The sequence below is a fragment of the Pseudonocardia oceanicola genome, from assembly GCF_047200735.1.
Lineage (GTDB): Bacteria > Actinomycetota > Actinomycetes > Mycobacteriales > Pseudonocardiaceae > Pseudonocardia.
Window position 1 is genome coordinate 99962 of record NZ_JBJZON010000016.1, and the last position, 24690, is coordinate 124651.

Annotated in this window: 26 protein-coding genes, 1 tRNA gene and 1 other RNA gene; 10 read left to right on the forward strand and 18 right to left on the reverse strand. The window is 73.3% G+C overall.

The features are described 5' to 3' along the window. Window positions 1-43: 43 nt before the first annotated feature. Window positions 44-1108 carry a GNAT family N-acetyltransferase gene (locus ACL02T_RS21865; protein WP_412832595.1) on the forward strand — a complete coding sequence of 355 codons (1065 nt, stop codon included), beginning with the start codon at window positions 44-46 and terminating at the stop codon, window positions 1106-1108. 15 nt (window positions 1109-1123) lie between these two features. Here ACL02T_RS21865 and arsC read toward each other — a convergent pair whose 3' ends face one another. Continuing rightward, a complete protein-coding gene (arsC, locus tag ACL02T_RS21870) occupies window positions 1124-1525 on the reverse strand; it encodes an arsenate reductase (glutaredoxin) (protein WP_412832596.1) in 402 nt (133 codons plus the stop codon). Between the two features lie 41 nt (window positions 1526-1566). On the opposite strand from arsC, the gene ACL02T_RS21875 reads away from it, so the two are divergent. Further along, the gene (locus ACL02T_RS21875) at window positions 1567-1965 is read left to right on the forward strand and encodes a DCC1-like thiol-disulfide oxidoreductase family protein (RefSeq protein WP_412832597.1); all 399 of its coding nucleotides are present in this window, start codon (window positions 1567-1569) and stop codon (window positions 1963-1965) included. Window positions 1966-2143: 178 nt separating this feature from the next. Next, complete coding sequence (locus ACL02T_RS21880) at window positions 2144-3205, forward strand: endonuclease/exonuclease/phosphatase family protein (RefSeq protein ID WP_412832598.1); 1062 nt, start codon at window positions 2144-2146, stop codon at window positions 3203-3205. Window positions 3206-3244: 39 nt separating this feature from the next. On the opposite strand, the gene ACL02T_RS21885 is transcribed toward ACL02T_RS21880, so the two are convergent. The 3 genes from ACL02T_RS21885 to ACL02T_RS21895 all read right to left on the reverse strand — a co-directional run bounded on the left by ACL02T_RS21885 (window position 3245) and on the right by ACL02T_RS21895 (window position 6349). Next, window positions 3245-3766, reverse strand: coding sequence for a beta-class carbonic anhydrase (locus tag ACL02T_RS21885; protein WP_412832599.1), 522 nt, complete (start codon window positions 3764-3766; stop codon window positions 3245-3247). A gap of 245 nt (window positions 3767-4011) precedes the next feature. Then, window positions 4012-5079 carry an aspartate-semialdehyde dehydrogenase gene (locus ACL02T_RS21890; protein WP_412832600.1) on the reverse strand — a complete coding sequence of 356 codons (1068 nt, stop codon included), beginning with the start codon at window positions 5077-5079 and terminating at the stop codon, window positions 4012-4014. A gap of 1 nt (window position 5080) precedes the next feature. Further along, a complete protein-coding gene (locus ACL02T_RS21895; RefSeq protein ID WP_412832601.1) occupies window positions 5081-6349 on the reverse strand; it encodes an aspartate kinase in 1269 nt (422 codons plus the stop codon). 252 nt (window positions 6350-6601) lie between these two features. Here ACL02T_RS21895 and ACL02T_RS21900 point away from each other — a divergent pair, with 252 nt between their 5' ends. Next, window positions 6602-7891, forward strand: a complete 1290-nt coding sequence (locus tag ACL02T_RS21900; protein ID WP_412832602.1) for a hypothetical protein — start codon at window positions 6602-6604, stop codon at window positions 7889-7891. 134 nt (window positions 7892-8025) lie between these two features. Here the strand turns inward: ACL02T_RS21900 and ACL02T_RS21905 are convergent, their stop codons facing one another. Continuing rightward, on the reverse strand, window positions 8026-8328 hold the full coding sequence (locus ACL02T_RS21905; RefSeq protein WP_412832603.1) for a hypothetical protein: 303 nt from the start codon (window positions 8326-8328) through the stop codon (window positions 8026-8028). Between the two features lie 297 nt (window positions 8329-8625). Between ACL02T_RS21905 and leuA the strand changes: the two genes are divergently transcribed. Continuing rightward, complete coding sequence (leuA, locus tag ACL02T_RS21910; protein ID WP_412832671.1) at window positions 8626-10416, forward strand: 2-isopropylmalate synthase; 1791 nt, start codon at window positions 8626-8628, stop codon at window positions 10414-10416. 552 nt (window positions 10417-10968) lie between these two features. Here leuA and ACL02T_RS21915 read toward each other — a convergent pair. Together ACL02T_RS21915 and ACL02T_RS21920 are read right to left on the reverse strand one after the other, a co-directional pair. Further along, a complete protein-coding gene (locus ACL02T_RS21915; protein ID WP_412832604.1) occupies window positions 10969-11154 on the reverse strand; it encodes a DUF397 domain-containing protein in 186 nt (61 codons plus the stop codon). After that, window positions 11151-12050, reverse strand: a complete 900-nt coding sequence (locus ACL02T_RS21920; RefSeq protein WP_412832605.1) for a helix-turn-helix domain-containing protein — start codon at window positions 12048-12050, stop codon at window positions 11151-11153. The genes ACL02T_RS21915 and ACL02T_RS21920 overlap by 4 nt, the downstream gene beginning before the upstream one ends. 411 nt (window positions 12051-12461) lie before the next feature. Here ACL02T_RS21920 and ACL02T_RS21925 point away from each other — a divergent pair, with 411 nt between their 5' ends. Both ACL02T_RS21925 and ACL02T_RS21930 read left to right on the forward strand, forming a co-directional pair. Next, a complete protein-coding gene (locus tag ACL02T_RS21925; protein WP_412832606.1) occupies window positions 12462-12656 on the forward strand; it encodes a hypothetical protein in 195 nt (64 codons plus the stop codon). A gap of 160 nt (window positions 12657-12816) precedes the next feature. Next, complete coding sequence (locus ACL02T_RS21930) at window positions 12817-13662, forward strand: alpha/beta fold hydrolase (RefSeq protein ID WP_412832607.1); 846 nt, start codon at window positions 12817-12819, stop codon at window positions 13660-13662. Here the strand turns inward: ACL02T_RS21930 and recR are convergent, their stop codons facing one another. Further along, entirely contained in the window at window positions 13663-14283 is a 621-nt protein-coding gene (gene recR / locus ACL02T_RS21935; protein ID WP_412832608.1) for a recombination mediator RecR, read from the reverse strand. Between the two features lies 1 nt (window position 14284). Then, complete coding sequence (locus tag ACL02T_RS21940; protein WP_412832609.1) at window positions 14285-14626, reverse strand: YbaB/EbfC family nucleoid-associated protein; 342 nt, start codon at window positions 14624-14626, stop codon at window positions 14285-14287. 72 nt (window positions 14627-14698) lie between these two features. On the opposite strand from ACL02T_RS21940, the gene ACL02T_RS21945 reads away from it, so the two are divergent. Further along, window positions 14699-15514 carry an N-acetylmuramoyl-L-alanine amidase gene (locus ACL02T_RS21945; protein WP_412832610.1) on the forward strand — a complete coding sequence of 272 codons (816 nt, stop codon included), beginning with the start codon at window positions 14699-14701 and terminating at the stop codon, window positions 15512-15514. Between the two features lie 60 nt (window positions 15515-15574). Beyond that, a complete protein-coding gene (locus tag ACL02T_RS21950) occupies window positions 15575-16066 on the forward strand; it encodes a DinB family protein (protein ID WP_412832611.1) in 492 nt (163 codons plus the stop codon). A 353-nt stretch (window positions 16067-16419) separates the two neighbouring features. Here ACL02T_RS21950 and ACL02T_RS21955 read toward each other — a convergent pair whose 3' ends face one another. Both ACL02T_RS21955 and ffs read right to left on the reverse strand, forming a co-directional pair. Beyond that, entirely contained in the window at window positions 16420-18972 is a 2553-nt protein-coding gene (locus ACL02T_RS21955; protein WP_412832612.1) for a DNA polymerase III subunit gamma and tau, read from the reverse strand. A 61-nt stretch (window positions 18973-19033) separates the two neighbouring features. Then, window positions 19034-19130, reverse strand: an RNA gene (ffs, locus tag ACL02T_RS21960) — signal recognition particle sRNA small type. Between the two features lie 73 nt (window positions 19131-19203). On the opposite strand from ffs, the gene ACL02T_RS21965 reads away from it, so the two are divergent. Next, a tRNA-Ser gene (locus ACL02T_RS21965) sits at window positions 19204-19288 on the forward strand. 78 nt (window positions 19289-19366) lie between these two features. Here the strand turns inward: ACL02T_RS21965 and ACL02T_RS21970 are convergent. From ACL02T_RS21970 to ACL02T_RS22000, 7 genes are read right to left on the reverse strand one after another with little or no spacing between them, the layout of a single operon-like run. Beyond that, a complete protein-coding gene (locus tag ACL02T_RS21970) occupies window positions 19367-20587 on the reverse strand; it encodes a tyrosine-type recombinase/integrase (RefSeq protein WP_412832613.1) in 1221 nt (406 codons plus the stop codon). Continuing rightward, a complete protein-coding gene (locus ACL02T_RS21975) occupies window positions 20584-20784 on the reverse strand; it encodes an excisionase family DNA-binding protein (RefSeq protein WP_412832614.1) in 201 nt (66 codons plus the stop codon). Before ACL02T_RS21975 ends, ACL02T_RS21970 begins: the two co-directional genes overlap by 4 nt. Then, window positions 20781-22454, reverse strand: coding sequence for a replication initiator (locus ACL02T_RS21980; RefSeq protein ID WP_412832615.1), 1674 nt, complete (start codon window positions 22452-22454; stop codon window positions 20781-20783). Before ACL02T_RS21980 ends, ACL02T_RS21975 begins: the two co-directional genes overlap by 4 nt. Beyond that, window positions 22451-22747: a hypothetical protein gene (locus ACL02T_RS21985; protein ID WP_412832616.1), complete on the reverse strand. Its 297-nt coding sequence runs from the start codon at window positions 22745-22747 to the stop codon at window positions 22451-22453. The genes ACL02T_RS21980 and ACL02T_RS21985 overlap by 4 nt, the downstream gene beginning before the upstream one ends. 37 nt (window positions 22748-22784) lie before the next feature. Beyond that, window positions 22785-24257 carry an FtsK/SpoIIIE domain-containing protein gene (locus tag ACL02T_RS21990; RefSeq protein ID WP_412832617.1) on the reverse strand — a complete coding sequence of 491 codons (1473 nt, stop codon included), beginning with the start codon at window positions 24255-24257 and terminating at the stop codon, window positions 22785-22787. Continuing rightward, window positions 24254-24418, reverse strand: a complete 165-nt coding sequence (locus ACL02T_RS21995; RefSeq protein ID WP_412832618.1) for a hypothetical protein — start codon at window positions 24416-24418, stop codon at window positions 24254-24256. The genes ACL02T_RS21990 and ACL02T_RS21995 overlap by 4 nt, the downstream gene beginning before the upstream one ends. Next, the gene (locus ACL02T_RS22000) at window positions 24415-24690 is read right to left on the reverse strand and encodes a WhiB family transcriptional regulator (protein WP_412832619.1); all 276 of its coding nucleotides are present in this window, start codon (window positions 24688-24690) and stop codon (window positions 24415-24417) included. Before ACL02T_RS22000 ends, ACL02T_RS21995 begins: the two co-directional genes overlap by 4 nt.

Below are 24690 nucleotides of genomic sequence, written 5' to 3' on the forward strand. Positions count from 1 at the left end.
GCCGCGGCCACGATGAGGTCGAATCGGCAAGGAGGCGGTCACGGTGGCGCTCTGGCGCGTGCACGTGGAGCTGGAGGATCGGCCCGGCCGGCTCGGTGAGCTGGCGACCGCGGTCGGCCGCTCCGGGGGCAACATCCTCTCGCTGCACGTGGTGGGGGAACCGGCCGACGACGGGTCGGTCACGGACGAGTTGCTGGTCAAGGTCCCGGAGGGGATCGAACCCGCGAGCATGGTCGCGGCGGTCGAGCAGGCCGGGATCCCGTGCACCCTGCTCGTCCGGGCGGACGCGACCGAGCTGGCCGACACCGCCACCACCGCGCTGGCCCTGGCCCGGATGGTCGCGGCCGATCCCGGCAGCGCGCCCCAGGCCGTCGCCACCCTCCTGCGGGCGCGGATCGTGGAGCCCGGCGGGCGCGCCCGCGGGCATGTCCACACGCTGCGGGTCGGTACCGCGCAGGTGCACCTCGGCCGGTCCTGGCCGTTCACCGCCACCGAGCTCTCCCGTGCCGCGGCGCTGCTGGAGCTCGCGGCCCAGCTCTCGCTCACCGGCGCGCCCGCGCAGCCGGTCGGGCGGGTGGACCCGATCCTGGTACTGGTCGACGGGTCCGAGGTCCGGGTGCGCAGCGCGACCCCGACCGACCTCCCACTGGTCGCGGCCCTGCACGCCCGCTGCTCCCCGGAGACGCGCAGCGCCCGGTTCCTCTCCGCCTCGCCACGGCTCGACCCCGACGAGCTGGACACGCTCGTCGGTGCGCCGCACACCGCCTTCGCCGCCGGGGCCCAGCGCACGATCCTCGCCCTCACCACGGACGGCGGCAGCGCGGTCGGGATGGTCAACGTCGAGCGCACCACGGCGGCCGCCGCCTCGTTCGCCGTGGTCGTGGAGGACGCCTGGCAGGAGCGCGGGCTGGGCACCGCCCTGGTCCGGCGCGCCGCCGAGGTGGCCGCCGAGCAGGGCGGCGAGGAACTCGTCGCGACGACCCACACCCAGAACATGCGGGTGGTGAAGCTGCTGCGCCGGGCCGGGCTGCGGCCCACGGCGGGGATCAGCGGCGGGATGCTGCACGTCCGTGCCGCGCTGAGCCCGATCGTCACCCGCGTCGGGTAGTCACCGGGGCGGCCCTCACCGCTCGGGAGCGGCTCGGAGCAGGTCGAGCACCTTCTCCGGCGGGCGGCCCACCACGGCCCGGTCGCCGACGATCACGATCGGTCGCTCGAGGAGGATCGGATGCGTGGCCAGCGCGTCGAGCAGGGTGTCCCGGTCCGCGTCGGCGAGCCCCAGCTCCGTGTACGGCTTCTCCCCCGTCCGCACGATCGCCCGCGGGTCCTCCGTGCCGAGCTGCGCGAGCACCTGCTCGAGGGCGGCGCGGTCGGGCGCGTCCTCGAGGTACCGGACGACGGCCGGGTCGATGCCGCGCTCGGCGAGCAGCGCGAGCGCGCCGCGGCTCTTCGAGCAGCGCGGGTTGTGCCAGATCGTGACGGCGTCCTGATTCGTCGAGGAGTCCCGCGGCCCGGCGTCGGTCATGCGCCGAGCCTAGTGCGGTGACCGCTCCTAGATTGGGCGGCATGACGCCTCCGACCACCGGAGTGCTGGTCTTCGACGGTCGCTGCGGGTTCTGCACCCGCGCCATCGGCTGGCTGCGCCTGCTCGACCGGGACGCGCGGATCACCACGCTCCCCTACCAGCAGGCGGGCGCCCCGGACCGGGCCGGTGCGACGGTCGCCGCCTGCGCCGCCGAGGTCCACTTCGCCGCCGACGGCCGGACGCTCACCGGCGCGGCCGCGGTCGCCGCGGCCCTGGCGGTGGCCCTGCGCACCGACCTGCCCGAGCGGGTCTACTCCCGGACCGCGCCCGTGCAGGACCGGGTGTACGCGTGGGTCGCCCGGCACCGCGGCCGCCTGCCCGGCATCACGCCCTGGTGCGAGCGGTACCCCGACCTGTGCGGGCCGAATACGAGCGCCTGACGTGCGTGAGCCCTGGCGGGGACCCGACGGGAGCGTGTGCTGACGGGGCCCCCGCGCCCCACCTGAAACCACGCTGAGTGAGCATCCCGCCCGCGGTTCGCGCTCGGGCACACTGGTGAACGATGAACGACCCGACCAGCCCCGCCGACCTCGCCCCCCGCCCCGGGCGAGGCCTGTGATGAGTGCTCCTCCCGAGCAGCCCACCGAACGCATCCCGGTCGTCCCGCCGCCCCCGCCCCGTCCCGCCGGTGGTGGTGGCGGTGGCCGGCCCCCGCGCCGCGGCCTGGCAGGGCGGGTCGCCGGGGCCCTCGCCCTGGCCGCGGTCGCGTCCGTCTTCCTCGTGCCGGACCTGTGGTTCGGGCTGGACCGCTGGAGCCCCTTCACCCAGCTGATCGCCTTCCGGCCCGTCCTGGTGGCGGCGCTGGCCGTGGTCGTGGTGGTGCTGGGCCTGGTCACGCTCGTGATGCGGCGGGCCTGGCCCTTCCCCGTCGCGATGCTGGCGGTGCTCGCCCTGGGCGCCGCCATGCTGGCCCCGCGCCTGGTCGCCGATCCGCTGCCCACGGGCGGCGAGAGGCTGACGGTGCTGTCGTTCAACGTCTACACCGGGGACGCGGACGTCGACGCCCTCGCCGAGACCATCCGCCGGGAACGGCCGGACGTCGTCGCCCTGCCGGAGGCGGGTGAGCGGTACCGCGAGCGGCTGCAGCCGCTCGTCGAGGATCTCGGGTACGTGAGCCGGGCCTCGGTCGGCGAGCGCTCCCAGGACGTCAACGGGGTGGTCGCGCTCGTCTCCCCGCGCTTCGGCGACGTCGACTTCAGGGTGGGGAAGATCTCCGAGGACTCCCCGTTCCCCTACGTCGAGGTGTCCGGCGGCGAGATGGGCGACCTGACCTTCGTCGCCTTCCACTCCGTGGCGCCCACCGCGGGCTCGGTCGCGCAGTGGCGGATCGACCTCGCCGGCGCGGGCGAGTGGTGCCGCACCGGGGAACCCACGGTCGTCGCCGGCGACTTCAACGCCACACTCGACCACTCGGTGCTGCGCGACGCCATGGCGGACTGCGGCGACGCCGCCTCCCAGCGGGGCTCCGCGCTCGTCGCCACCTGGCCGACCTCGATGCCGCGGTGGCTGGGCTCCGAGATCGACCACGTCTTCTCCAGCAGCGGCACCGCCGAGTCCTTCGAGGTGCTGGACCTACCCGGCAGTGACCACCGGGCCGTTCTCACCACCCTGCGCCTGTGAGGACCGCGTCCGGTGCGCCGACCACGCGGCGCCGGCGGCCTACTCCGGGTCGGTGCCGTCGCCGACCCGGACCTCCTCGAGTGCGAAGGACTCGATGTCGAGGACGAAGCCGCGGACCCGGGTCTCCGGGTGCAGGAACGGGTCGTGGCGCAGCTGCCGGATCCCACGGCGGACGCTCACGAACGGGTCCCGGAAGGCGTGGGTCCGCCACGGGGGCCGCATCCCGGTCTCCTCCGCGAGTCCCTCGCTGTAGTCCTCGTCGCTGAAGGTCGCCAGGCCGCAGCCGCTGTGCTGCACGAGCAGCACATCGCGCGTGTCGAGCTTGCGCTGGCTGATCGACAGCGAGCGGACGATGTCGTCGGTGACCACGCCGCCCGCGTTCCGCAGGACGTGGGCCTCACCCAGCTTCATGCCGAACAACGCGAACACGTCGATCCGCGAGTCCATGCACGTGACAACGGCGACGTGCAGGGAAGGAGGTACCGCCAGGCCCTCGGCGTTGGCCGCGGCGAGACGCCCTCCGCCCGCCTCGTAGCGCTGCATCAGCTCGTCGTAGCTCACCCGGTCAATCAACCATGTCCGGGACCGGGAGGCAGCATCAGCGCGCGGAGAGCACCACCACATTCGGGTGCTTCCCACCCCGGACCGACGCGCCTCGCCGCCGAACCTGCACGAACGGCACTCTTGTGCGGTAGGTCCGCACGAACGGCACTTTTGTGCGATCCCGTCGGCCCCTGTACGCACGAACGGCACTTTTGTGCGGACCCACCGCACAAAAGTGCCGTTCGTGCACTCAGGAAGCGGGATCACACCTGGTCGGCGATGGTCTCCGCGATCTCGTAGGTGTTCAGCGCGGCGCCCTTGCGCAGGTTGTCGCCGCACACGAACAGCTCGAGCGTGTTCGGGAAGTCCAGCGCCTGCCGCACCCGGCCGACGTGCGTCGGGTCCTGGCCGACGACGGCGGCGGGCGTGGGCCACACACCGGCCGCCGGGTCGTCGTCGAGCACGATCGTGGGCTGGGCGGACAGCACCTTGTGCGCGGCCTCGACCGTGACCTCGCGCGCGAAGGTGGCGTGCACCGCCAGCGCGTGCGTGGTCACCACGGGAACGCGCGCGCAGGTGGCCGAGACCCGCAGGTCCGGGATGCCCAGGATCTTGCGGGACTCGTTGCGGACCTTCAGCTCCTCGGACGACCAGCCGTCGTCCTTGAGCGAGCCCGCCCACGGCACCACGTTGAGCGCCAACGGGGCCGGGAAGGGCGAGTCGTCCCCGAGGTCCGCGACCGCGGAGGCCACGTCGCCCGAGCGGGAGCCCAGGTCCTTGCCCGCCACCGCGGACAGCTCGGCCTGCAGCCGGTCGATGCCGGGCTGCCCGGCGCCCGACGCGGCCTGGTAGGAGGCCACGACCAGCGCCTCGAGCCCGAACTCACGGTGCAGCGCGCCCATCGCGGCCATCATCGACAGCGTGGTGCAGTTGGGGTTCGCGATGATCCCCTTCGGCCGGCGCGCGGCGGCCTCGGCGTTGACCTCGGGCACCACGAGCGGCACCTCGGGATCCATCCGGAAGGCGCCGGAGTTGTCGACGGCGACGGCCCCGCGGGAGGCCGCGATCGGCGCCCACTCGGCGGAGACCTCGTCCGGGACGTCGAACAGGGCGATGTCGACGCCGTCGAACACCTCGGGCGCGAGGGCCTGCACGGTGACGTCCGCACCCCGGACCCTCAGCACCTTCCCCGCGGAGCGCGGCGAGGCGATCAGCCGGACCTCGCCCCACGGCACGGACGCGCGGGCGTCGATGATCTCGATCATGGTGGTGCCGACGGCACCGGTGGCCCCGACGATCGCGAGGACGGGACCTGCGGCGTTCTCGGCCATGTCAGCGCCCCGTCCCGGCCGCGACGACGGCCTCTTCCTCGGAGTCCAGCTCGAACGCGGCGTGCAGGGCGCGCACCGCGTCGTCGAGCTGGTCGGACTTGCAGATCACCGAGATCCGGATCTCCGACGTGTTCATCGTCTCGATGTTGATCCCGGCGTCGGAGAGGGCCTCGCAGAACTTGGCCGTGACGCCGGGGTGGTTGCGCATGCCGGCGCCGACCAGCGAGACCTTGCCGACCTCGTTGTCGTAGATCACCTCGGCGTAGCCGATCTGCTCCTTGGACTTCTCCAGCGCCGCGACGGCGGCGGGCCCGGCCGCGCGGGGCAGGGTGAAGGTGATGTCGGTCTTCTTGTCCGACGCGTTGGAGATGTTCTGCAGCACCATGTCGATGTTGATCTCGGCGTCGGCCACGACGCGGAAGATCCGGGCGGCCATGCCGGGGGTGTCCGGCACGCCCGTGACGGTGATCTTGCCCTCGGACCGGTCGTGCGCCACCCCGGTGATGATGGGGTTCTCCAACGGAATCTCCTCGATCGAGCCGGCGACGAGCGTGCCGGGCTTCTCGTTGTACGAGCTGCGGACGCGCAGCGGGACGTTGTAGCGGCGGGCGTACTCCACGGCCCGCAGGTGCAGCACCTTCGCGCCGCACGCGGCCAGCTCGAGCATCTCCTCGTAGGTGACGGTCTCGAGGTGCCGGGCCTTCGGTGCGATGCGTGGGTCGGCGGAGAACACGCCGTCGACGTCCGTGTAGATCTCGCAGACGTCCGCGTCCAGCGCCGCCGCCAGCGCGACGGCGGTGGTGTCCGAGCCGCCGCGGCCCAGCGTGGTGATGTCCTTGGAGTCCTCGTTCATCCCCTGGAAGCCCGCGACCAGCACGATCTGCCCCTCGGCCAGCGCGCTGCGCAGCCGGTGCGGGTTCACCTCGACGATCCGCGCGTCGCCGTGCCTCGAGGTGGTGAGCATCCCGGCCTGCGAGCCGGTGAACGAGCGGGCCTCCGCCCCCAGCGAGTGGATCGCCATCGCGACGAGCGCGTTCGAGATCCGCTCGCCCGCGGTGAGCAGCATGTCCATCTCGCGCGGCGGCGGGGCGCCGGTGGAGACCTGCTCGGCGAGGTCCGTCAACTCGTCCGTCGTGTCGCCCATCGCGGACACGACGACGACGACGTCGTGACCCTCCTTGCGGGTGCGGACGATGCGCTCGGCGACCTTCTTGATCCGCTCCGCGCTCTCGACCGACGATCCGCCGTACTTCTGCACGACGAGGGCCACTCCGACCTCCTGTCCGGCGCCGGTCCGGCGCCCTGGTCCTCCGCCTCGGGGCGTGTTCGGGTCGCTCCCGGGCGCTGGTCGGAAGTCGAGGGTACCGGCTGCGACGTGCAGGGTTAACCTGTTTGACCGACACCACAGAGGCCCACGCCACGTTTGAGCCCCGGACCTCCGGGGCACCGCGCGCGGATCGGGAGGGAACCACCCGGTCGGGGGTGGGAGTACCCGCGGTGCCCGGCAGGAGATCATGGGCCGATGAGCGCGGCGGGTGGCGACGACGGGGGCGCGGGGGTGGTCCGGGGGCGCATCGCGGGCCCCGTGCCCGACGCCCTGCCGGCCGAGGTGTCCCTCGCCGGGAGCCCGACCGAACCGCTCGCGGCGGTCCGGGCTCGCCGGGTCCCGGCGTGGCCGGTGCTCGGGCGCGTCCTGCTCCCGGCGGGGTTGTTCCTCGGCGTCCGGCTGGTCGGGATCGTGGTGCTCGCCATGGTCGCGACCCGGCAGGGCACCCGGCTCGGCGAGGAGCTCGGTTCGTGGGACGGGCAGTGGTTCCTCGGCCTGGCCCAGGGCGGCGGCTACGACGGCGTGCCCGCCGCGCTGAGCGACGCCTACGGCCGGCGCAGCGGCGAGACGCCGCTGGCGTTCTTCCCCGGCTACCCGGTCACGGTCGCCGTCGTCCGGTTCCTCACCGGCCTTCCCGTGCTGCCCGCGGCGCTCGTCGCGACCACCCTGGCCGGGATCGTGGCCGCGCACGGGGTGGCGAAGCTGGGCGAACTGGTCCCCGGTGGGTCGCGCCACGTCGGCCTGGTGCTGGTCGTGCTGTTCGCCGGCATGCCGATGGCGGTCGTGTTCTCCATGGCCTACTCCGAGGCGCTGTTCTGTGCGGCCGCCGCCTGGTCGCTGGTGTTCCTGCTGCGCCGGCAGTGGATCGCGGCCGGGCTGGCGGCGACCGCCGCCGGGCTGGTCCGGCCGACCGCCGCGGCGCTGGTCGCGGCGGTGGGGCTGGCCGCGCTCGTCGCCGTCGGCACGCGGCGGGACGGGTGGCGGCCGTGGCTGGGCGGCCCGCTCGCGGCCGCCGGGCTGCTGGCCTACCTCGGCTACGTCGCGACCCGCACGGGCTCGCTCACCGGGTGGTTCGCCCTGCAGCAGCGCGGCTGGGACTCGCGCTTCGACGGCGGCCGGGCCACCACGTCGTTCGCGGTGACCGCGCTGGCCGACGGCCGCTCGGTCATGGAGGTCGCGACCGTCGGCATCCTGCTCGGGGCCCTCACGCTGCTCGCGGTCTCCGTCGCGCAGGCCGTGCGGGGACGGATGCCGTGGCCGCTCGTCGTCTACGCGGCCGCCGTGGTCGTGATGGACGTGGGCAGCAACGGACTGATGGGTTCCAAGGCGCGGCTGCTGGTCCCCGCGTTCACCCTGCTGCTGCCGGTCGCGCTGGGCCTGGCCCGGCGCAGGCCCGGCACGCGGGTGTCCGTGCTGGTGGCGGTGGTCCTGGTCTCGGGCTGGTTCGGGGCGTACGCGCTGGCCGGCTGGCCCCACGCGATCTGAGCGGAACCGCTCGCCGACCCGCGCGCCGCACGGGCTCCGCGCCCGACTGGCGGCCGTCGGCCGCGGACGACTTCCTCGAACGGCTCCGCCGCATCGGGCTCGGCCGCACGACGGGGGTGACGCTGCGGCGAGCCTCAGCCGATCCGGCGGATCAACCGGGTGACGACGGCCGTGATGGCCCCCCAGATGATCGCGGCGGTGCCGTAGTTCAGGACCACCGCGAGCTTCGGCTCCGCGGGCAGGAACAGGTTCCCGAGCCCGAGGTTGAAGTACTCCGCCAGGTCGCTGACGAAGACCGTGAAGCCGTTCTCCGGGTTCGCGTCGAGCAGGGTCAGCACGATGTGGATCACCAGGACCGCCACGATCAGCATCCCGGCGATCCGGACCAGGGAGGCCAGCAGGCCTGCCCCGCGACGCACGGTCGTTCCCACCGCCATAGTGTTCCCCTCCCACAGCCCGAGTCGTGCGCATCCTCTCAGACCGGGGGCCGTTCGGCCGGGTCGACGCGCACCCCATCGGGTGGCCCGCCGTCCCGGAGTGTGGCCGGGGTCATCGCGAGGGGGGTCGGGGTTGCCGTGGCCCCCCGGCGGGGGGTTACAGTCGTCTCCATGGCGCGCCTGCTCCTTCGCCGCCGCGGCGGGGTCTGACCGACCGGCCCCTCGTCGCGGGTTCTGGCGTGCCGCCGGTCGACATCTCCCGGTAGCACCTCCAGAAGGAGCACGATCCCCGTGTCCATGTCGCCCGACGCCTACACCACCTCCTCGGCCAGCAGGATCCGCACGCCCTCCGTACCGGCGCCCGCGGACCAGCCCGTGTGGAACCCGCAGAAGGGCTCCCATATGCCGATCGGGCGGTACAAGCCGTTCCACGAGCTGGTGGAGCCGGTCTCGCTGCCCGATCGCACCTGGCCCTCCACGCGGATCACGAAGGCCCCGCTGTGGTGCGCGGTCGACCTCCGCGACGGCAACCAGGCCCTGATCGACCCGATGAGCCCCACGCGCAAGCGCCGCATGTTCGACCTGCTGGTCCGCATGGGCTACAAGGAGATCGAGGTCGGCTTCCCGGCCGCGAGCCAGACCGACTTCGACTTCGTCCGCGAGATCATCGAGCAGGACGCGATCCCGGAGGACGTCCGGATCCAGGTGCTCACCCAGGCCCGGCCGGAGCTGATCGAGCGCACCTTCCAGGCCTGCGAGGGCGCGCCGAGCGCCGTGGTGCACCTGTACAACTCCACCTCGGTGCTGCAGCGCCGCGTGGTGTTCCGCTCCGACCGCGCCGGCATCACCAAGATCGCCACGGACGGCGCGGAGCTGGTCCAGCAGTTCGGTGAGAAGTACCCGGACACGGACTGGCGCTTCCAGTACTCGCCGGAGTCCTACACCGGCACCGAGCTGGAGTACGCGGTCGAGGTGTGCAACGCCGTCAGCGAGATCTGGCGGCCCACGCCCGAGGACCCGATGATCGTCAACCTCCCGGCGACCGTCGAGATGGCCACCCCGAACGTCTACGCCGACAGCATCGAGTGGATGCACCGCAACCTGGCCCGGCGCGAGGGCATCATCCTGTCCCTGCACCCGCACAACGACCGGGGCACCGGCGTGGCCGCCGCCGAGCTGGGCTACCAGGCCGGCGCCGACCGCATCGAGGGCTGCCTGTTCGGCAACGGCGAGCGCACCGGCAACGTCGACCTGGTCACCCTGGGCATGAACCTGTTCACCCAGGGCATCGACCCGCAGATCGACTTCTCCGACATCGACGAGATCCGTCGGACCGTCGAGTACTGCAACCAGCTGCCGGTGCACGAGCGGCACCCGTGGGGCGGCGACCTGGTCTACACCGCCTTCTCCGGCAGCCACCAGGACGCGATCAACAAGGGCTTCGACGCCATGCGGGCCGAGGCCGCCGAGGCCGGGCGCCCGGTCGACGAGCACCCGTGGGAGGTGCCGTACCTGCCGGTCGACCCGAAGGACATCGGCCGCACCTACGAGGCCGTGATCCGGGTGAACTCGCAGTCCGGCAAGGGCGGCGTCGCCTACATCATGAAGACCGAGCACCAGCTGGACCTGCCGCGCCGGCTGCAGATGGAGTTCTCGAAGGTCGTCCAGGAGGTCACCGACTCCGAGGGCGGCGAGGTCTCGCCCAAGGAGATGCGCGACGTCTTCGAGACCGAGTACCTGACCCGCGAGACCCCGCTCAAGCTGATCCGGCACCGGCTGACCAGCGACGGCGAGGGCCGGGACGAGATCGTCGCGACCGTGCGCGTCGAGAGCGAGCTGCACGAGATCGCCGGCAGCGGCAACGGCCCGCTCGCCGCGTTCGTCGACGCGCTGGCCGGCATCGGGTTCGACGTCCGCGTCCTCGACTACCACGAGCACGCGATGGGCGGCGGCGACGACGCCCGCGCGGCGGCCTACGTCGAGTGCGCCATCGAGGACACCGTGCTCTGGGGCGTCGGGATCGACTCCTCGATCGTGGCGGCCTCGTTCAAGGCGCTCGTCTCCGCGATCAACCGCGCCCTGCGCTGACGACGCGGCGAGGGCACGCGCCGGCCCCCGTGCGATCCACGCGCGGGCCGGCGCCCCGCTCCCGGTACGGCTCCGACCGAGCCCGCCCACGCTCAGCGGGCTCACAGCGGCCGATGCGGCGGATCAGGGTCGATCCCCTACCGTCGTGACCGTGCCGTTACCGGTCGCCCCGCTCACCGCGTACCTGTTCCTGCTGGTCTGGTCGGCGGTGCCGTTCGCCCCCGCCGAACCGGTGCTGCTCGCCGGCGGCGCCGTCGCTGGTGCCGGGGGCCTCGTCCTTCCCGTCACGATCCTGGCTGCGGCCGCCGGCTCGCTGGCCAGCGACCTGGCGAAGTACGCGCTGGGCCGCGCGGCCGGGCCCGCCGTGCGCCTGCGAGCCCACCCCGCTGCGCCCCGCCGAGCAGCACGAGGAGCCCTGTCCGCTCGCCGCCTGATCGTTCGTGCCCGGTCGGCGCCGGGACGGTCGCCGGCGAAGGTCGACGCGCCGTCGACGCTCGAGGACCTCTGCACCGACCCGGTGCACCTGCGAGCCGGTCCACGGTGGACGTCCTGTCAGGACGCCTCGAACTCGCCCGCCTTCACGCCCGCCACGAACGCCGCCCACTCCTCGCGGGTGAACTCGAGCGGGCCCAGCTCGGAGTTCTTGGTGTCCCGCACCAGGAACGTGCCGCCGGGGGTGCGCCCGACCTCCACGCAGCTTCCGCGGTTGCAGAAGCTGCTGGTTCGAAACTCGATCACGACCCGCCCCCTCGCGCAATGTTGCGCGCACCGTAGCGGGCGATCAGTTCTGCGCTGTCACGGGGTGTCAGCGACACCCCGGCGACGTCGTCGAAGATCTTCGTGTAGAGCTCCACATCGGACGGAGCCTCGAGGTACGTGTCGCCCGCACTGCCCTCGATGTGGACCACGTCCCCCGCGAGCTCGTCCGCGAAGCGCAGCACGGTGAACTGACCGGCGAGCGCCCTGTGCATCCCGGTCTCGAACGGAAGCACCTGGATCGAGACGTTCGGCAGGTTCCCGAGCTCGAGCAGGTGCTCGGCCTGCTGGGCCATCACGTCGGCTCCGCCGACCAACCTGCAGAGCACGCTCTCGTCCATGACCGCGCACACGCGAAGCGGGGCCTCCGCGCGCCGCATCGCATGCGCGCGCCGCATCCGGAGCTGCACCAGAAGCTCGATCTCGGAGTCCGAGTGGCTCGGCAGCAGCGCCCGCATGAGGGCCCGGGCATAGCGCTCGGTCTGCAGCAGCCCGAGCAGCACCGTGTTGTCGAACGTGCACACTTCGACGGCCTCGGTCTCCAGTGCGGCGAATCGCGCGGGAGCGTCGAGCACGAACCGCTCGGGGTGCACCCCCTCGGTGATCGGCTCCCACCACCCCTGCGTCCGGCTCTCGCGGACCAGCCGGCGGAGCATGTCCTGCTCGGCGTCCGACGCCACCCCGTAGATCCGGATCAGCTCGTTGACGTCCGGCAGCTTGGGGATGCCCTTGCCCGTCTCCAGCCTGCTGATCTTGGACGTGGAGCAGGTCATCCGCTCGGCGACCTCGTCGAGAGTCATGTCCGCGTTGAGCCGGAGCCGCCGCAGCTCCGCCCCGAGCCGCCGGCGCGGCCCCGCCGGCCCCTGCGCTGGTGTCATCTCCCCCACCGTCCCGGGATCACCCTGCAAAGCCGGGCGGATGCTCCGAGCAGGTGATTCGCGCGCGGAGCCCTCCGTGCAATTGCACGGTGGGCTGTCGTCGGGCAATCTAAGCACAGCGGGACCCCGAGTGGTTCGCGTCACCTCCACCCGGGGTCCGCCCGAGGGAAGGAGGGCGCCCGTGCTCCCCACGACCGGCTCGCGCCCGCCCCTCGCGTCCCCCCCGGCCTCCACACCCGTCGCCCCGGTGCGACGGTCCCCGGCCCCGGGGACCCTCCGACTCCCGGCGTCCGCCGGGCAGGAAACCGAGTGGAAGGTGGCACCGACGATGATCCACATCCGAGCCGTTTGCACGCGTGCCGGATCTCCGTCCCGCAAGGTCGTCCGCCGTCGTTCCGGGAGGTGGTCACCGTGATCGTCCCCATCGCCGTCGTCCTGATCGGGTTGGGTGCGCTGGCCGTCATCGGCGTGGTCGTCGGCATCCTCGATGCCGCGCAGGCCGGCGCCTGGCGACGGGTCGCCGCCGAACGTCGTCGCAACTGGGAGATCCGTCAGGCCGCCACCGGCGGCCGGTCCGACTCCCGGGAGGACGACGACGGCGACTGAGCTGCGCAGTGCCGGGGGGTTCCTGCGCACATCGGTCCCGTTCCGCCGCGAGCGGGCCGGTGCCCTCACCCGCTCGGGGGCGGACGGGCCGCGCCTCCCGATGAGTTCCGGGGCCGGCCGGGGTCTTCCCACTGTCGGCCCCGGAAGCCCAGGAGGAACCGTGACAGAGGTCCACACGCTCGACGTCCCCGGCGCGCGCCTGCACTACGAGGTGCGCGGCTCAGGCCCGCTGCTGGTCGTCGTGGGGTCGCCGATGTCGGCGGCGCACTTCGCGCCGTTCGCCGACGCCCTCGCGGCGCACCACACCGTCGTCACCACCGACCCGCGCGGAATCGCGAACAGCCCGCTCGAGGACCCGGATCTGGACGTGCCGGTGGAGCAGCGGGCGGACGACGTCGTCGCGATCCTCGACGACCTCGGCGCCGGCACCGCGGACCTGTTCGGCTCCAGCGGCGGGGCGATCACCGGGCTCGCGGTCGTGGCCCGGCACCCGGACCGGCTCCGCACGCTCGTCGCGCACGAGCCGCCGCTGCTGGAACTGCTCCCCGACCGCGAGGAGCGGCGCGCCGCGACGGAGGACGTCATCGCGACCTTCCACGCCGAGGGACCCGGCCCCGCCTTCGCCAAGTTCATGGCTGCCGCGGGGTTCGTGGGCGACGACGCCGGGGCGCCGGCCGAGCCGCCGCCGGGCCCGCCGCCGTCGGAGCAGGACCTGCGCGACGCGGCCCGCTTCCTGGCCCACGACCTGCGCGTCACGACCCGCTACGTGCCGGAGGTCGAGGCGCTGCGGGCGGCGCCGACCCGGATCGTCGTCGGGATCGGTGAGGGCTCGACCCACCTGCTGACGTACCCGACGTCGACGGCCCTGGCCGAGTTGCTCGAGGTCGCGCCGACGTCCTTCCCGGGCGACCACGGTGGCTTCCTCGCCGCGCCGGCGGAGTTCGCCGAGGTGCTGACGAAGGTGCTGGCCGGCGAGGTCACCCGGCGCGCGCGGGCCGGCTCGTGATCAGGACAGCGCGCGCCGGCCGGCGAGGGCGCGGCCGAGGGTCATCTCGTCCGCGAACTCCAGGTCGCCGCCCATCGGCAGGCCCGAGGCCAGCCGGGTGACGCTGAGCCCGGGGAAGTCCTTCAGCAGCCGGACCAGGTAGGTCGCGGTCGCCTCGCCCTCGGTGTTCGGGTCCGTGGCGATGATCACCTCGCCGATGTCGCCCTCGTCGGTCGCCGGGCCGGTCCCGCCGAGCCGGGCGAGCAGCTCACGGATCCGCAGCGACTCGGGCCCGATCCCGCCGAGCGGGTCCAGCGCACCGCCGAGCACGTGGTAGCGACCCCTGAACTCCCGGGTGCGCTCCACCGCGAGGACGTCCTTGGGTTCCTCGACCACGCAGACGACGGTGGGGTCGCGGCGCGCGTCGGAGCAGAAGCGGCAGCGCTCCTTCTCGGAGACGTTGCCGCACACCTCGCAGAACTGCACGCCCTGCTTCACCTTCTGCAGGACCTCCTGCAGGCGCGTGACGTCCGCGGCGTCGGCGGCGAGCAGGTGGAACGCGATGCGCTGCGCGCTCTTCGGGCCGACACCGGGCAGCCGGCCCAGCTCGTCGATCAGGTCCTGGACCGGTCCCTCGAACATCTCAGGCGCCGGGGAGGCCGAACCCGCCGAGGTCGCCCAGGCCGCCGGTCAACGGGCCCATCTTCTCCGCCTGCAGCTCCTGTGCCGCGCGCGCGGCGTCCTGCATCGCGCCGACCAGCAGGTCCTGCAGGGTTTCGACGTCCTCGGGGTCCACGATCTTCGGGTCGATCTCGACACGTCGGATCTCGCCCGCCGCGGTCTGCGTGACGCGGACGAGCCCGTTCCCCGCCTGGCCGGTCACCTCGGCCTCGGCGAGCTCCTGCTGGGCCGTCATGAGCTGTTCCTGCATCTTCTGCGCCTGCTGCAGGATCATCGACATGTCCGGCTGGCCACCCGGTTGCACCAGAACACTCCTCGGGGTCTCGCCCGCGTGTGCGGTCTCGCGACCCAGGGTAGCCGTGACACGCTGCCTGCCGTGTCCGCCCCGCGTCGCGCCCTGGTCCTGACGCCGGCACTGGCCCTGCTCGTCGCGTGCACGGCGGCCGGACCCGTGGCGCCCGACCCCTCCGCGGTCGCCCCGACCAGCACGCCCGTCACCCCGAGCGGGACCCCGGCCGCCGATCCCACGCCGGCCCCGGAGCGGATCGTGGTCCTCGACCCGGGACACAACGGCGGCAACGGTCGCGCCGGCACGGAGATCACCCGGCAGGTCCCGGACGGCCGCGGCGGCGCCAAGGCCTGCAACACCACCGGCACCTCCACCGATGCCGGCTACCCCGAGCACGCCTTCGCCTGGGACCTCGCCTCCCGGGTCCGGGCACCCCTCGAGGCTGCCGGCGTGACCGTCGTCCTCACCCGGGGCTCCGACGACGGCGTGGGGCCCTGCGTCGACGAGCGCGGCCGGGCGGGTCAGGAGGCCGGCGCCGATCTCGTCGTGTCGCTGCACGCCGACGGCGCCGCGGCGCGCGGGCGAGGCTTCCACGTCGCCTACTCCTCGCCGCCGCTCGACGCAGCCCAGTCGGGTCCGGCCGTCGACCTCGCACGCGACCTGCGCGACGCCCTCCGCGCCGGTGGCTTCCCGCCCAGCGACTACACCGGCCGCGACGGCCTCTCCGCGCGCCCCGACCTCGCCGGCCTCAACTTCGCCACGGTGCCCGCGGCACTCGTGGAGTGCGGCAACATGCGCAACGCCGAGGAGGCCGCGGTCCTCTCCTCCGCGGAAGGCCGGGAGCGCTACGCCACCGCGATCGCCGAAGGGATCCGCACGTTCCTCACCGGCCTGTCGAGCTGAACCGGCGTAGGCTCGCACGCACCGCCGTCGCCCTCTGCGGCGTGAGGGAGGCCGGCGCTGATGGGCTCGTTCGATGTGCCGCTGGACGACGAGCGCACCCAGCTCGATGCGTTCGTCGAGGAGTACCGGAGCGCCCTCGAGGTCACCCTCGACCGCCTCACCGAGGAGCAGGCCCGCCGCCGGCTCGTCCCGTCGGCGACGACGCTGCTCGGGCTGCTCAAGCACGTCACGTGGATGCAGCGGGTGTGGTTCGAGGAGTGCGTCGGCGGCACGTCCCGCCGCGAGCTCGGCCTGGTGCAGAGCCCGGACGAGTCCTTCCGGCTCGCCGACGACGACACCGTCGCCTCCGTCACGACGGCCTACCGGGAGGCCTGCGCGACGGCCCGGGCCGCGGTCGCCGACCTGCGGCTGGAGACCGTCGTGACCGGCCACCGGGCCGGGCCGCGCACGCTGCGCTGGGTGTACCTCCAGGTCCTGCGCGAGCTGGCACACCACTGCGGGCACGCCGACATCCTGCGCGAACAGGTACGTGGTTCGGCACCACCTCGATGATCGGCTCCTGCGCGCGCAGCGCCGGGTGCATCCGGCCGGCGGGCTGCCGCCGCGCTGCCGACTGAGTTCGAAAGACCGGGCCCGGCGCCCCGGGCCGCTCGCCGCCGGTGCCCCGCGAGGCTCGACCCCGCGGAGCGCCACACCACCCGCGGAGCGGGACACCACCCGGGTAGCGCCACACCCGCGGAGCCCACAGTCCGCGGGGCCCGTGGTCCGCGGGGCATCACAGTCCGCGGGGCACCACAGTCCGCGGGGCACCACAGTCCGCGGAGCACCACAGTCCGCGGAGCGCGTCACCCCGAGCGCAGCACCCCGCCCCGGGGCAACCCCGGTCAGGGTGCCTCGGGCCCGAGTCAGCGTTGGTCGAATGCCCGGGCGCCGAGCTGGCTGGAGAGCAGCTCGATGGCCACCTCTTCGGGGTCGCGACGCACGCTCCGCTCGGCACGGGACGCGTCGGCCTCGGCGAACATCGCCTCCTCGTCGTCCGGCGGGGGTTCCTCCGAGGGCGGCTCGGGCGGGAGCGGGATGCCGTCGTCGGAGCCGTCGCCGCGGGGACGCTGCGGGGGCGCCGGACGTCGCGGCTCGGGGCGCTCCTGCCGCGCCCGCTCCGGGCGGCTCTCCGGTTCCGGGGTGACCTCGCGCCGCGACGGGCGCCGAGGTGCGGGCCGCTGGGCGGTCTGGCGGGGCGGCGGCTGGACGGGACCGCCACCGTCGCCCGTCTCGCAGCGCACGCGCCACTGCACGCCCAGCACGGCGTGCAGCGCGGCGACGATCACCTCCGTGTTCCGCTGGTCGGAGAGCCTGCGGGCCAGGGGCGGCGACGCGATGCCGAGGATGAGCGTGTCCTCCTGCACGGCGCGGACGGTCGCGTTGACCAGCAGTGCCTCCGTGCTGCGGCTGCGCTGGCGGGCCGCGGCCAGGATCTCGGACCACACGCGGCGGACCGCGCTCGCGTCGAGACCGTTGCCGGCCGGTGCCGAGGCACCTGCGGGATCGGGCCTGGGCTCGGCCGCCGGCGCCGGGCGGCTCGGGGTCTCCGGCTGCGGACGGGCCTCGGACCGCGCGGGAACCTGCTCCCGTCCCGGCGTCTCGTCCCGCGGCTCCTCGGGCCCGGAGGGGCCGCGAACAGTGGACTCAGCGGGATCGCGACCACCGGACCCGGCCGGACCGCGCCCGGCGGACTCGACGGCACCACGACCCACGGACTCGGTCGGAGCACCACCCGCGGACTCGACCGGAGCGCCGACCTCGCGACCACCGGTCGCTCGTCCGGGAGCACTCCCGCGCCCGGCGCCCTCGGCCTCACTCCCCCCGGGGCCCGCACCGCGAACAGCGGCGGCACGCCCGGCGGCCTCGTCCTCACCGCGCCCAGCACCCTCGCGGTCGCTCGCCTCGCCGGCTCCGGTTCGATCGGGCGCTTCCCCGCGGACGGGCAGATCCCCGCCCGCGCCCTCCTCGGTGCGGCGAGTCTCACCGGAGGCCGACGGATCAGAGGGTGGCGCGACACCCGCGGCCTGGGCAGCGGGGTCGGCCGCACCCTTCGTCCGCCGGGACGGGCGAACGAACCGCGGCGCGACCTCGGTCGCCCCGGCCCCGGCAGCCCCGGCCCCGCCCGACCCGATACCGCCGGCCCCCACCCCGCCTGACTCAACCGGGCCTGCCTCGACCGGGCCGGCCCCGGCCGACGCCACCGGAGCGGCCGCGGTGGACCCACCGGCGGACGCCGCCCCACCCGGCTCGGGCGCGATCGCCTGGCGCCGCTCCACCCGCTCGAGGCGCTCGAGCAACCCGGCGTCCGACGTCGTGGCCGCGGGCAGCAGCATGCGCGCACACAGCAGCTCGAGCAGCAGGCGTGGCGCGGTGGCCCCGCGCATCTCGGTGAGCCCCGCGTGGACGATCTCGCCGTAGCGGGCCAGCGTGGCCGGGCCCAGCCGGGCGGCCTGCTCGATCATGCGGGACAGCTCGTCGTCGGCCGCCTCCACCAGACCCTGCTCGGCGGCCTCCGGCACCGCCTGCAGCAGCATCAGGTCGCGGAGCCGCTGCAGCAGGTCGGCGGCAAAGCGGCGCGGGTCGTGACCGGCCTCGACGAGCCGGTCTACCGCCTGGTAGACCGCGGCGCCGTCGCCCGCGCCGAGGGCGTCGACCACGTCGTCGATCAGGGCGACGTCCGTGACGCCGAGCAGCGCCACCGCACGCTCGTAGGTGACGCCCTCCGGACCGGCGCCGGCCAGCAGCTGGTCCAGCACCGAGAGCGTGTCGCGCGCCGAGCCACCGCCCGCGCGGATCACCAGCGGGTACACGGCGGGCTCGACACGCACCCCCTCGTCGGCGCAGATCCGTTCGAGGAGGGAGCGGAGCGTGCCCGGCGGGATGAGCCGGAACGGGTAGTGGTGCGTCCGGGACCGGATCGTGGGCAGCACCTTGTCCGGCTCGGTGGTCGCGAAGACGAAGACGAGGTGCTCCGGGGGCTCCTCGACGATCTTCAGCAGGGCGTTGAAGCCCTGCGTGGTGACCATGTGCGCCTCGTCGACGATGAACACCCGGTACCGCGACTCCGCCGGCGCGTAGAAGGCGCGGTCCCGGAGCTCGCGCGCATCGTCCACACCACCGTGGGACGCGGCGTCGAGCTCGACGACGTCGATGTTCCCCGGCCCCTCGGGCGCGAGCGCGACGCACGAGGAGCACACGCCGCACGGATCCGGGGTGGGCCCCTCCACGCAGTTGAGCGAGCGGGCCAGGATCCGCGCCGACGACGTCTTCCCGCAGCCCCGCGGGCCGGAGAACAGGTAGGCGTGGTTGATCCGGCCGGCCGCGAGCGCCGTACCGAGCGGATCGGTGACGTGCTCCTGCCCCACCACCTCGGCGAACTTCGCCGGGCGGTACTTCCGGTAGAGAGCCAGCGCCACGCGAGCGAGGCTACCGACCACCCCCGACAAGTTCCGGGAGGGGCGGACCCGGAGGGGGAGAACGAAGGGGACCCCGCGCACCCGCCAGAGCCCGCTGACCCTTGCTGCCTTCCGGCCCTGGGGGAGTTCACAGGATGGACGCCGCGCGGGGTCCGGGGCCGAGTGTAGTCACATCCCCCGGGGAGGGTCCCGGGGTGGGGGTCGGGAATCGCGTCGCGTATCGTTCCCGCCGGAGGATTCGCCTAGTGGCCTAGGGCGCACGCTTGGAAAGCGTGTTGGGCGCAAGCCCTCAGGGGTTCGAATCCCCTATCCTCCGCTCCACTGAGCAGCAGCAACGCCGGGCGGCCCGTGCAGGGTTGACCCGGCGTTGCTGCGTTCAGTCTCAGTTCCAGTCTCATTTGCCGTCCGGCGGACCCCAGATCAGCCCGCCGACCCGCTCCGCAACGTCGCCCCGGATGGCACCGGTGATGTGCTGGTAGCGCGCGGCCATCGCCGAGGACGACCACCCCATGAGGCCCATCACCGCACGCTCAGGGACGCCGAGGATCAGGAGCACGGTCGCGGCGGTGTGCCGGGCGTCATGGAGCCGGGCATCCCGGAGACCGGCGTCGGCGAGCAGCCGCTTCCAGTGGTGGTAGTCGGTGTTCGGGTTGACCGGCTCACCGACCGGTGTGGTGAAGACGTACCCGGACTCACGCCAGAGCTGCCCGGCCGTCAACCGCTCGGCGGCCTGCTCCTCCCGGTGCCGTTCGAGCAGGACCACCAGTTCGGCGGGGAGCCCGACGGCGCGACGGCCGGCGCGAGACTTCGTGTCGTTCGTCTCCGCCCGAACCTGCACCCGACGTGGGCAGTAGCCAGGAGTCCGCCCACACGTTCCGTCGCAGCCGTGCTCGTACTTCGGCCGCAACCGCCCTCGCCGCACCCACATCGTGCCGGTCTCAAGGTCGATGTCCGTCCACATCAGACCCAGAACCTCACCCTGCCGCAGCCCGAGCGCGAGAGCGACCGCCCACCGAGCCGCGAGCCGACGCTTCCCCGCGACCCGCAGCAGCTCCTGGACCTCCTCGACCGAGTACGGGTGGACCTCATGCTCTTCGAGCCGTGGAGCCTTCGCGAGCTTGGCCGGGTTGCGGACGATTCGACCTCGACGTTCGGCCTCGCTGAGCGCGGTACGCAACGTCCGGTGCGCCTGGTGAGCCGTCCCCGGCGCGCTCCCCTGTTTGATCATCTTCGCGTAGAAGCGTTCCAGGTGCTCCGGCTCCAGCCGGTCGAGCTTGTGCGCGCCGAGGCCGGGGATCAGGTGAACGTTGATCGCCACTCGGTAGCCCGCAAGCGTGTTCTCCCGGACCGAAGGAGCGGCGATGTTCTCCACCCAGTAGGTCAGCCACTCCCCCAGCGTCCACGCCTTGCCGGTCGGCTTGACCTTGCCGTCGTCCCGGTCCCGTTCCAGTTGCCGAACGGCCTTGACCGCCGCCGCCTTCGTCTTGCGCATCACGTGGCGGCGGTCCGGGCGGCCGTCGTCCTTCACCCCGACGGTGACGCGGCCGTGCCAGAAGCCGTCCTTGCCCAGGTAGACGCTCGACGCGCCGTTGGGCTGCCGGGTCCGCTCGCTCATGCCGCCTCACCTCGGAGACCCCGGACGTACTCGACAAGGGCGTCCGCCGGGACGCGACGAAGCCGCCCGATCCTGACGGACTCGACTTCACCCGCGCTGACGAGCGCGTACATCAGGGTGCGGCCGATCCCGAGCCGATCGGCGGCCTCCTCGATCGTGAGCACAAGCCGGATCGGCGGCTGAGTCCCGTCGTTCATGCTGCCTCGCTCTCGGTTGCCGAACGGATGTCCTCGGGCGGGTCGCCTGCGGCCAGGAGCGCCGCGTCGTAGTCGGCGCGCCATCGCTGTCTCTGGTTGATCGCGTGCAGGAGCAGGACCTGTCGGGGTGGGACATCGGTGTCGCCGGGTGCGGTGCGCTCCCACGCGAACGGCCCGTCGTCGACCGGGTAGGAGGGTTTGACTCCAGCGCGGTCGAGCAGTTGCCGAACGAACTCGGCGCGCTCGGCGCGGTGGTCCTTCAAGCTCTTGTTGGACCACTTGCGGGAGACGAGGACGCGGCGGCCGGCGATGCCGAGGTATTCGGGCTTGTGGGCCTTGCTCCTGCACTGCCCCGGCTTGGTCGACAGTCGCGCGCCCTTCGGCTGGATTCCGTAGAGCAGCCACAGCCCGCACCGCGGCGAGCACGGCGTGACGGCGAGTTCGGCGGTGAGCCGGCGGTGGTGCTCCCGCAGTCGAGCCGAGGCATCGGCGGTGAGGCCGGCGGCCTGGGTGATCGATTTGGTGAGGTACTTGGTCAGGTAGCCGACGTGGCGCCCGGCTTCCTCGGTGCCGCCGAGGATGCCCTTCACGTGGACCTGCGCTCCGAAGGTGACGACATGGGTGGGTTCGGTGAGGACGTCGGGGTCGGTGGCTTCGTCGAAGGTCGGCAGCGGCTCGCGGGTGTGCGGGTCGACGAAGCCTTTGTCGCCGTCAGCCCAGCGGGGCAGCCGGTCCCCGCCGTGGGTGATCGTGTCGTGGGCGGGCCAGAACACCTGGTGGTAGGTCGCCGCCGCGATCGCCCTGAGTTCCGCGCGCGGGATGGTTCCGCGGATGGCGGCGTGGAAGTGCGGCGCCCCGCGCTTCTGCGGCTCGACCGTGCCGAAGTACTGCACCTCCCACCCGACACAGCGGCGGGTGTTCTGCCAGAAGCGGTCCACCAGGCGCGGGAAGTGGATCGCGTCCCGAGCCGCGCGGCGGTAGTCGTAGGAGTCCGGGTCGAGCGCAGCCCCGTCGGCGTCGACCCGCCCGTACGAGTCGAGGGTGAGCGTGAGGAAGGTGGAGGGCCGGTACTTGCCGCCGAACACCTCCCCGATGGTGCGATTCTCCACCGGTCGGCGCGGGAGGTCCGGGGCGTCCTGGCGCCTGCGCGTGGTCCTACGGACGGCCTTGGGCAGCGGGTCGAGCGGAGCGAGGCGGCCCCGGACGCCGGCAGCGCGGATCTCTTGGTCCAACTCGGCGACGGCTTCCCGGATCTCCTCGCAGTCCTCGTCCAGGCCGTCGGCGCGGGCGGTGGTGTAGGCGGCGTGCAGGTCGGCGCGGTAGGCCAGGAGCCGCTTCTGGTGCTCGGTCGGATCGGCCGGGCGCTCGAAGGGTTCCGCCTCGAGGTGCCATCCCTCGCGTGCCTGGACCATGCGTTCGCGGCGGGATTTCTCCGCGCATGGGCGGCACTGGTCCTCCCTCGTCGACTTGCACGGCGTGGCAACCACGTCCATGCGTCCGGTGGTCATGTCGATGCGGCGCATCGCGAGGGGGCGGACGCAGACGCCGTTGTCCTCAGCGAGCCGCTGGGCGACGTCGTCGGAGAGCGCCAGGAGTGCCTTCTGCGCGCGGGTGAGGTTGTCCTGGTCGACCCGGCCAGAGGAGTCGGTCGGAACGGTCGGCGTGTTCATGCGGCCCTCGTGTCGGTGGTCTCGCCGTGTGGGTCGGGGCGGGGGTCGCGCCAGTGCCGGACCTGTCCGGGCTGGTTGCTGATGGCGTCGAGTCGGCGGCGGATGCGCCGCTCCCGCCGGACGAGCGCCACGACCACCCACAAACCGCCGGCCGCGAGGACGGCGGCCAGGAACGCGTTGCCCCAGAACGCCGCGGTCGGACTCAGCGAGGTGGCGAACCCGGCGGCGAGCAGCAGGAACAGGCCCAGGTAGATCAGGCGGGTCTCGGTGGAGCGGCCACGGCTGAACGCCATCACGCCTCACCCGCTCTCGTCTGGCTGGCGGTGGTGTTCATGCGGCCACCTCCGGCCGAGTAGGAGCCGGGAGAACGGCCGGTCCGGACCCGTCGCGGACGTAGGCGTCCAGCTCGTCGAGGTGGGCATCGTCGAGGTGGAACGCGCGGACACGTTCGATCTGGCGGCGGCCCTCGGACAGCACCCAGCCGACGCCAGGGGTGTCCTCGCTGACCTCGTCGGCCGCGGCACCTCGGGCGCGGGCTCCGTCACCCAGGGCCAGGTTGACCTGGTCGGGCTCATCGAGCCGCATGGCGATCTTCGTCGGGAACAGGTGCCGGAAGTCCAGGACGGCCTTACGCGGGTCCTGCACCTGACCGACCACGCACACCCCAGGCGCACGGCCCTGCGAGGTGATCGACTGCAATGCGGCGTTCGCGCGCGCCTTCAACCCGCGGTCGGTCTGGTAGGCCACGACGTCGGCGAGCTCGTCGACCACCAGGAGCACGAACGGCTGCCCCGACTCCGGGGTCCACGCCGTCTTCTTCGACTCCCGGAAGTACGCGGCGCGTTGGCGGGTGAGGGTGGCGACGTGTTCGAGCAGATCGACCGCATCCGCCCCGTTGTCGTAGACGAGCCGGGTGAACAGGCCAGGGGCGCGGCCGAGTTCCATCCCGCCCTTCGGGTCGACCCCGAACACCTGCACGTGGCCGGAGCGGATGGCCGGGGCGAGCGCCCACAGCAGCGCCCACACCACAGAGGACTTCCCGGCCCCGGTGGAGCCGACGACGAGCAGATGGTTCCCGAGCAGCCGCAGCACGAACTCCCGCCCGGTCTCGACCATCCCCACGACGAGGCGCCCCAGGTCGACCACCGCATCAGCAGCAGCCAGGACAGGCGGCGCGACCGACGCGGCGAGGGTGTCGCTGTGGATCAGGTCGAGCCAGATCCGGCGCGGCTTGTCGACCCGGACGCGGCAGGAGGTGGCGCCGAAGGCGTGCGCCAGCTCCGCGGCCCGATCCTCGAAGTCCTTCGGGGCCTGGCCGTGCAGCAGCCCGACGAGCACGCGGTCACGCCAGCCGTCGGCGCGGACCCGACGGACGCGCGGGTAGTGCCAGGTCCGCCCGACCCGCGCCGCGATCCCGGAGACGCGCATGGTGCGCCGCCACACCGGGGCGTAGACGCGCAGCCGTCGGTACTCCGAAGCGAGCTGCACACCGACGAGGCGGGTGAACGAGTCCCGCCGCAGCCACCACCAGCCCGCGAGCAGCGCGACCAGGGCCAGGGCGACCCCGAGGGAGCACCACCAGCCGTGCCAGCACCCGAGCACAACAAGGCCGACGGACGTGGTGAGGGCGATCGGGTAGCGGTAAATCCGCCTGGCGGCGAAGTTCGCGACGACGGCGAGCACCCCGACCGCGATGACTGGGGACAACACGGTCAGGACGGGCTTGGGCAGCATGGTCCACCACGGCAACCGCGGGCGTTCGATCTCCAACGGAGCGGGCGAGGTCCAATCCTTGCGGCTCACGAGCGGGTCTCCTTCCTGCGCCGGGGCCGGGTGGTGACTGCGGTCAGTGGGAACAGCACGGCCTGGCCGAGGTGATCGGCGCAGCGCCGGCGGCGCGGGTCGGGCCGGTCGGACAGCGGGGTCCGGCACACCTCGCACCGGTCGGGCCGAGTAGCGCTCATGCCGCGTCCACCTGACCGGAGTGACCGGGGTCGGCGAGGGCGTCGCGCTCGTCAGGGGTCGTCCCGGCGACGACACCGAAGCGGGAACCTGTTGGCTCCCAGCGCATCCGATCGGCTAGGCAGGCCGCACGGACGGGGCAGTCGGCGCACACCCGACGAGCAGCGGCGACGCGGGCCGGGTAGTCCGGCGCGGTGTCGTCCGGGAAGAACAGCTCCGGGTCGGTGCCCGGACGGGCGCACAGCGCGCCAGCGGGGAAGGCGATGACGCGCAT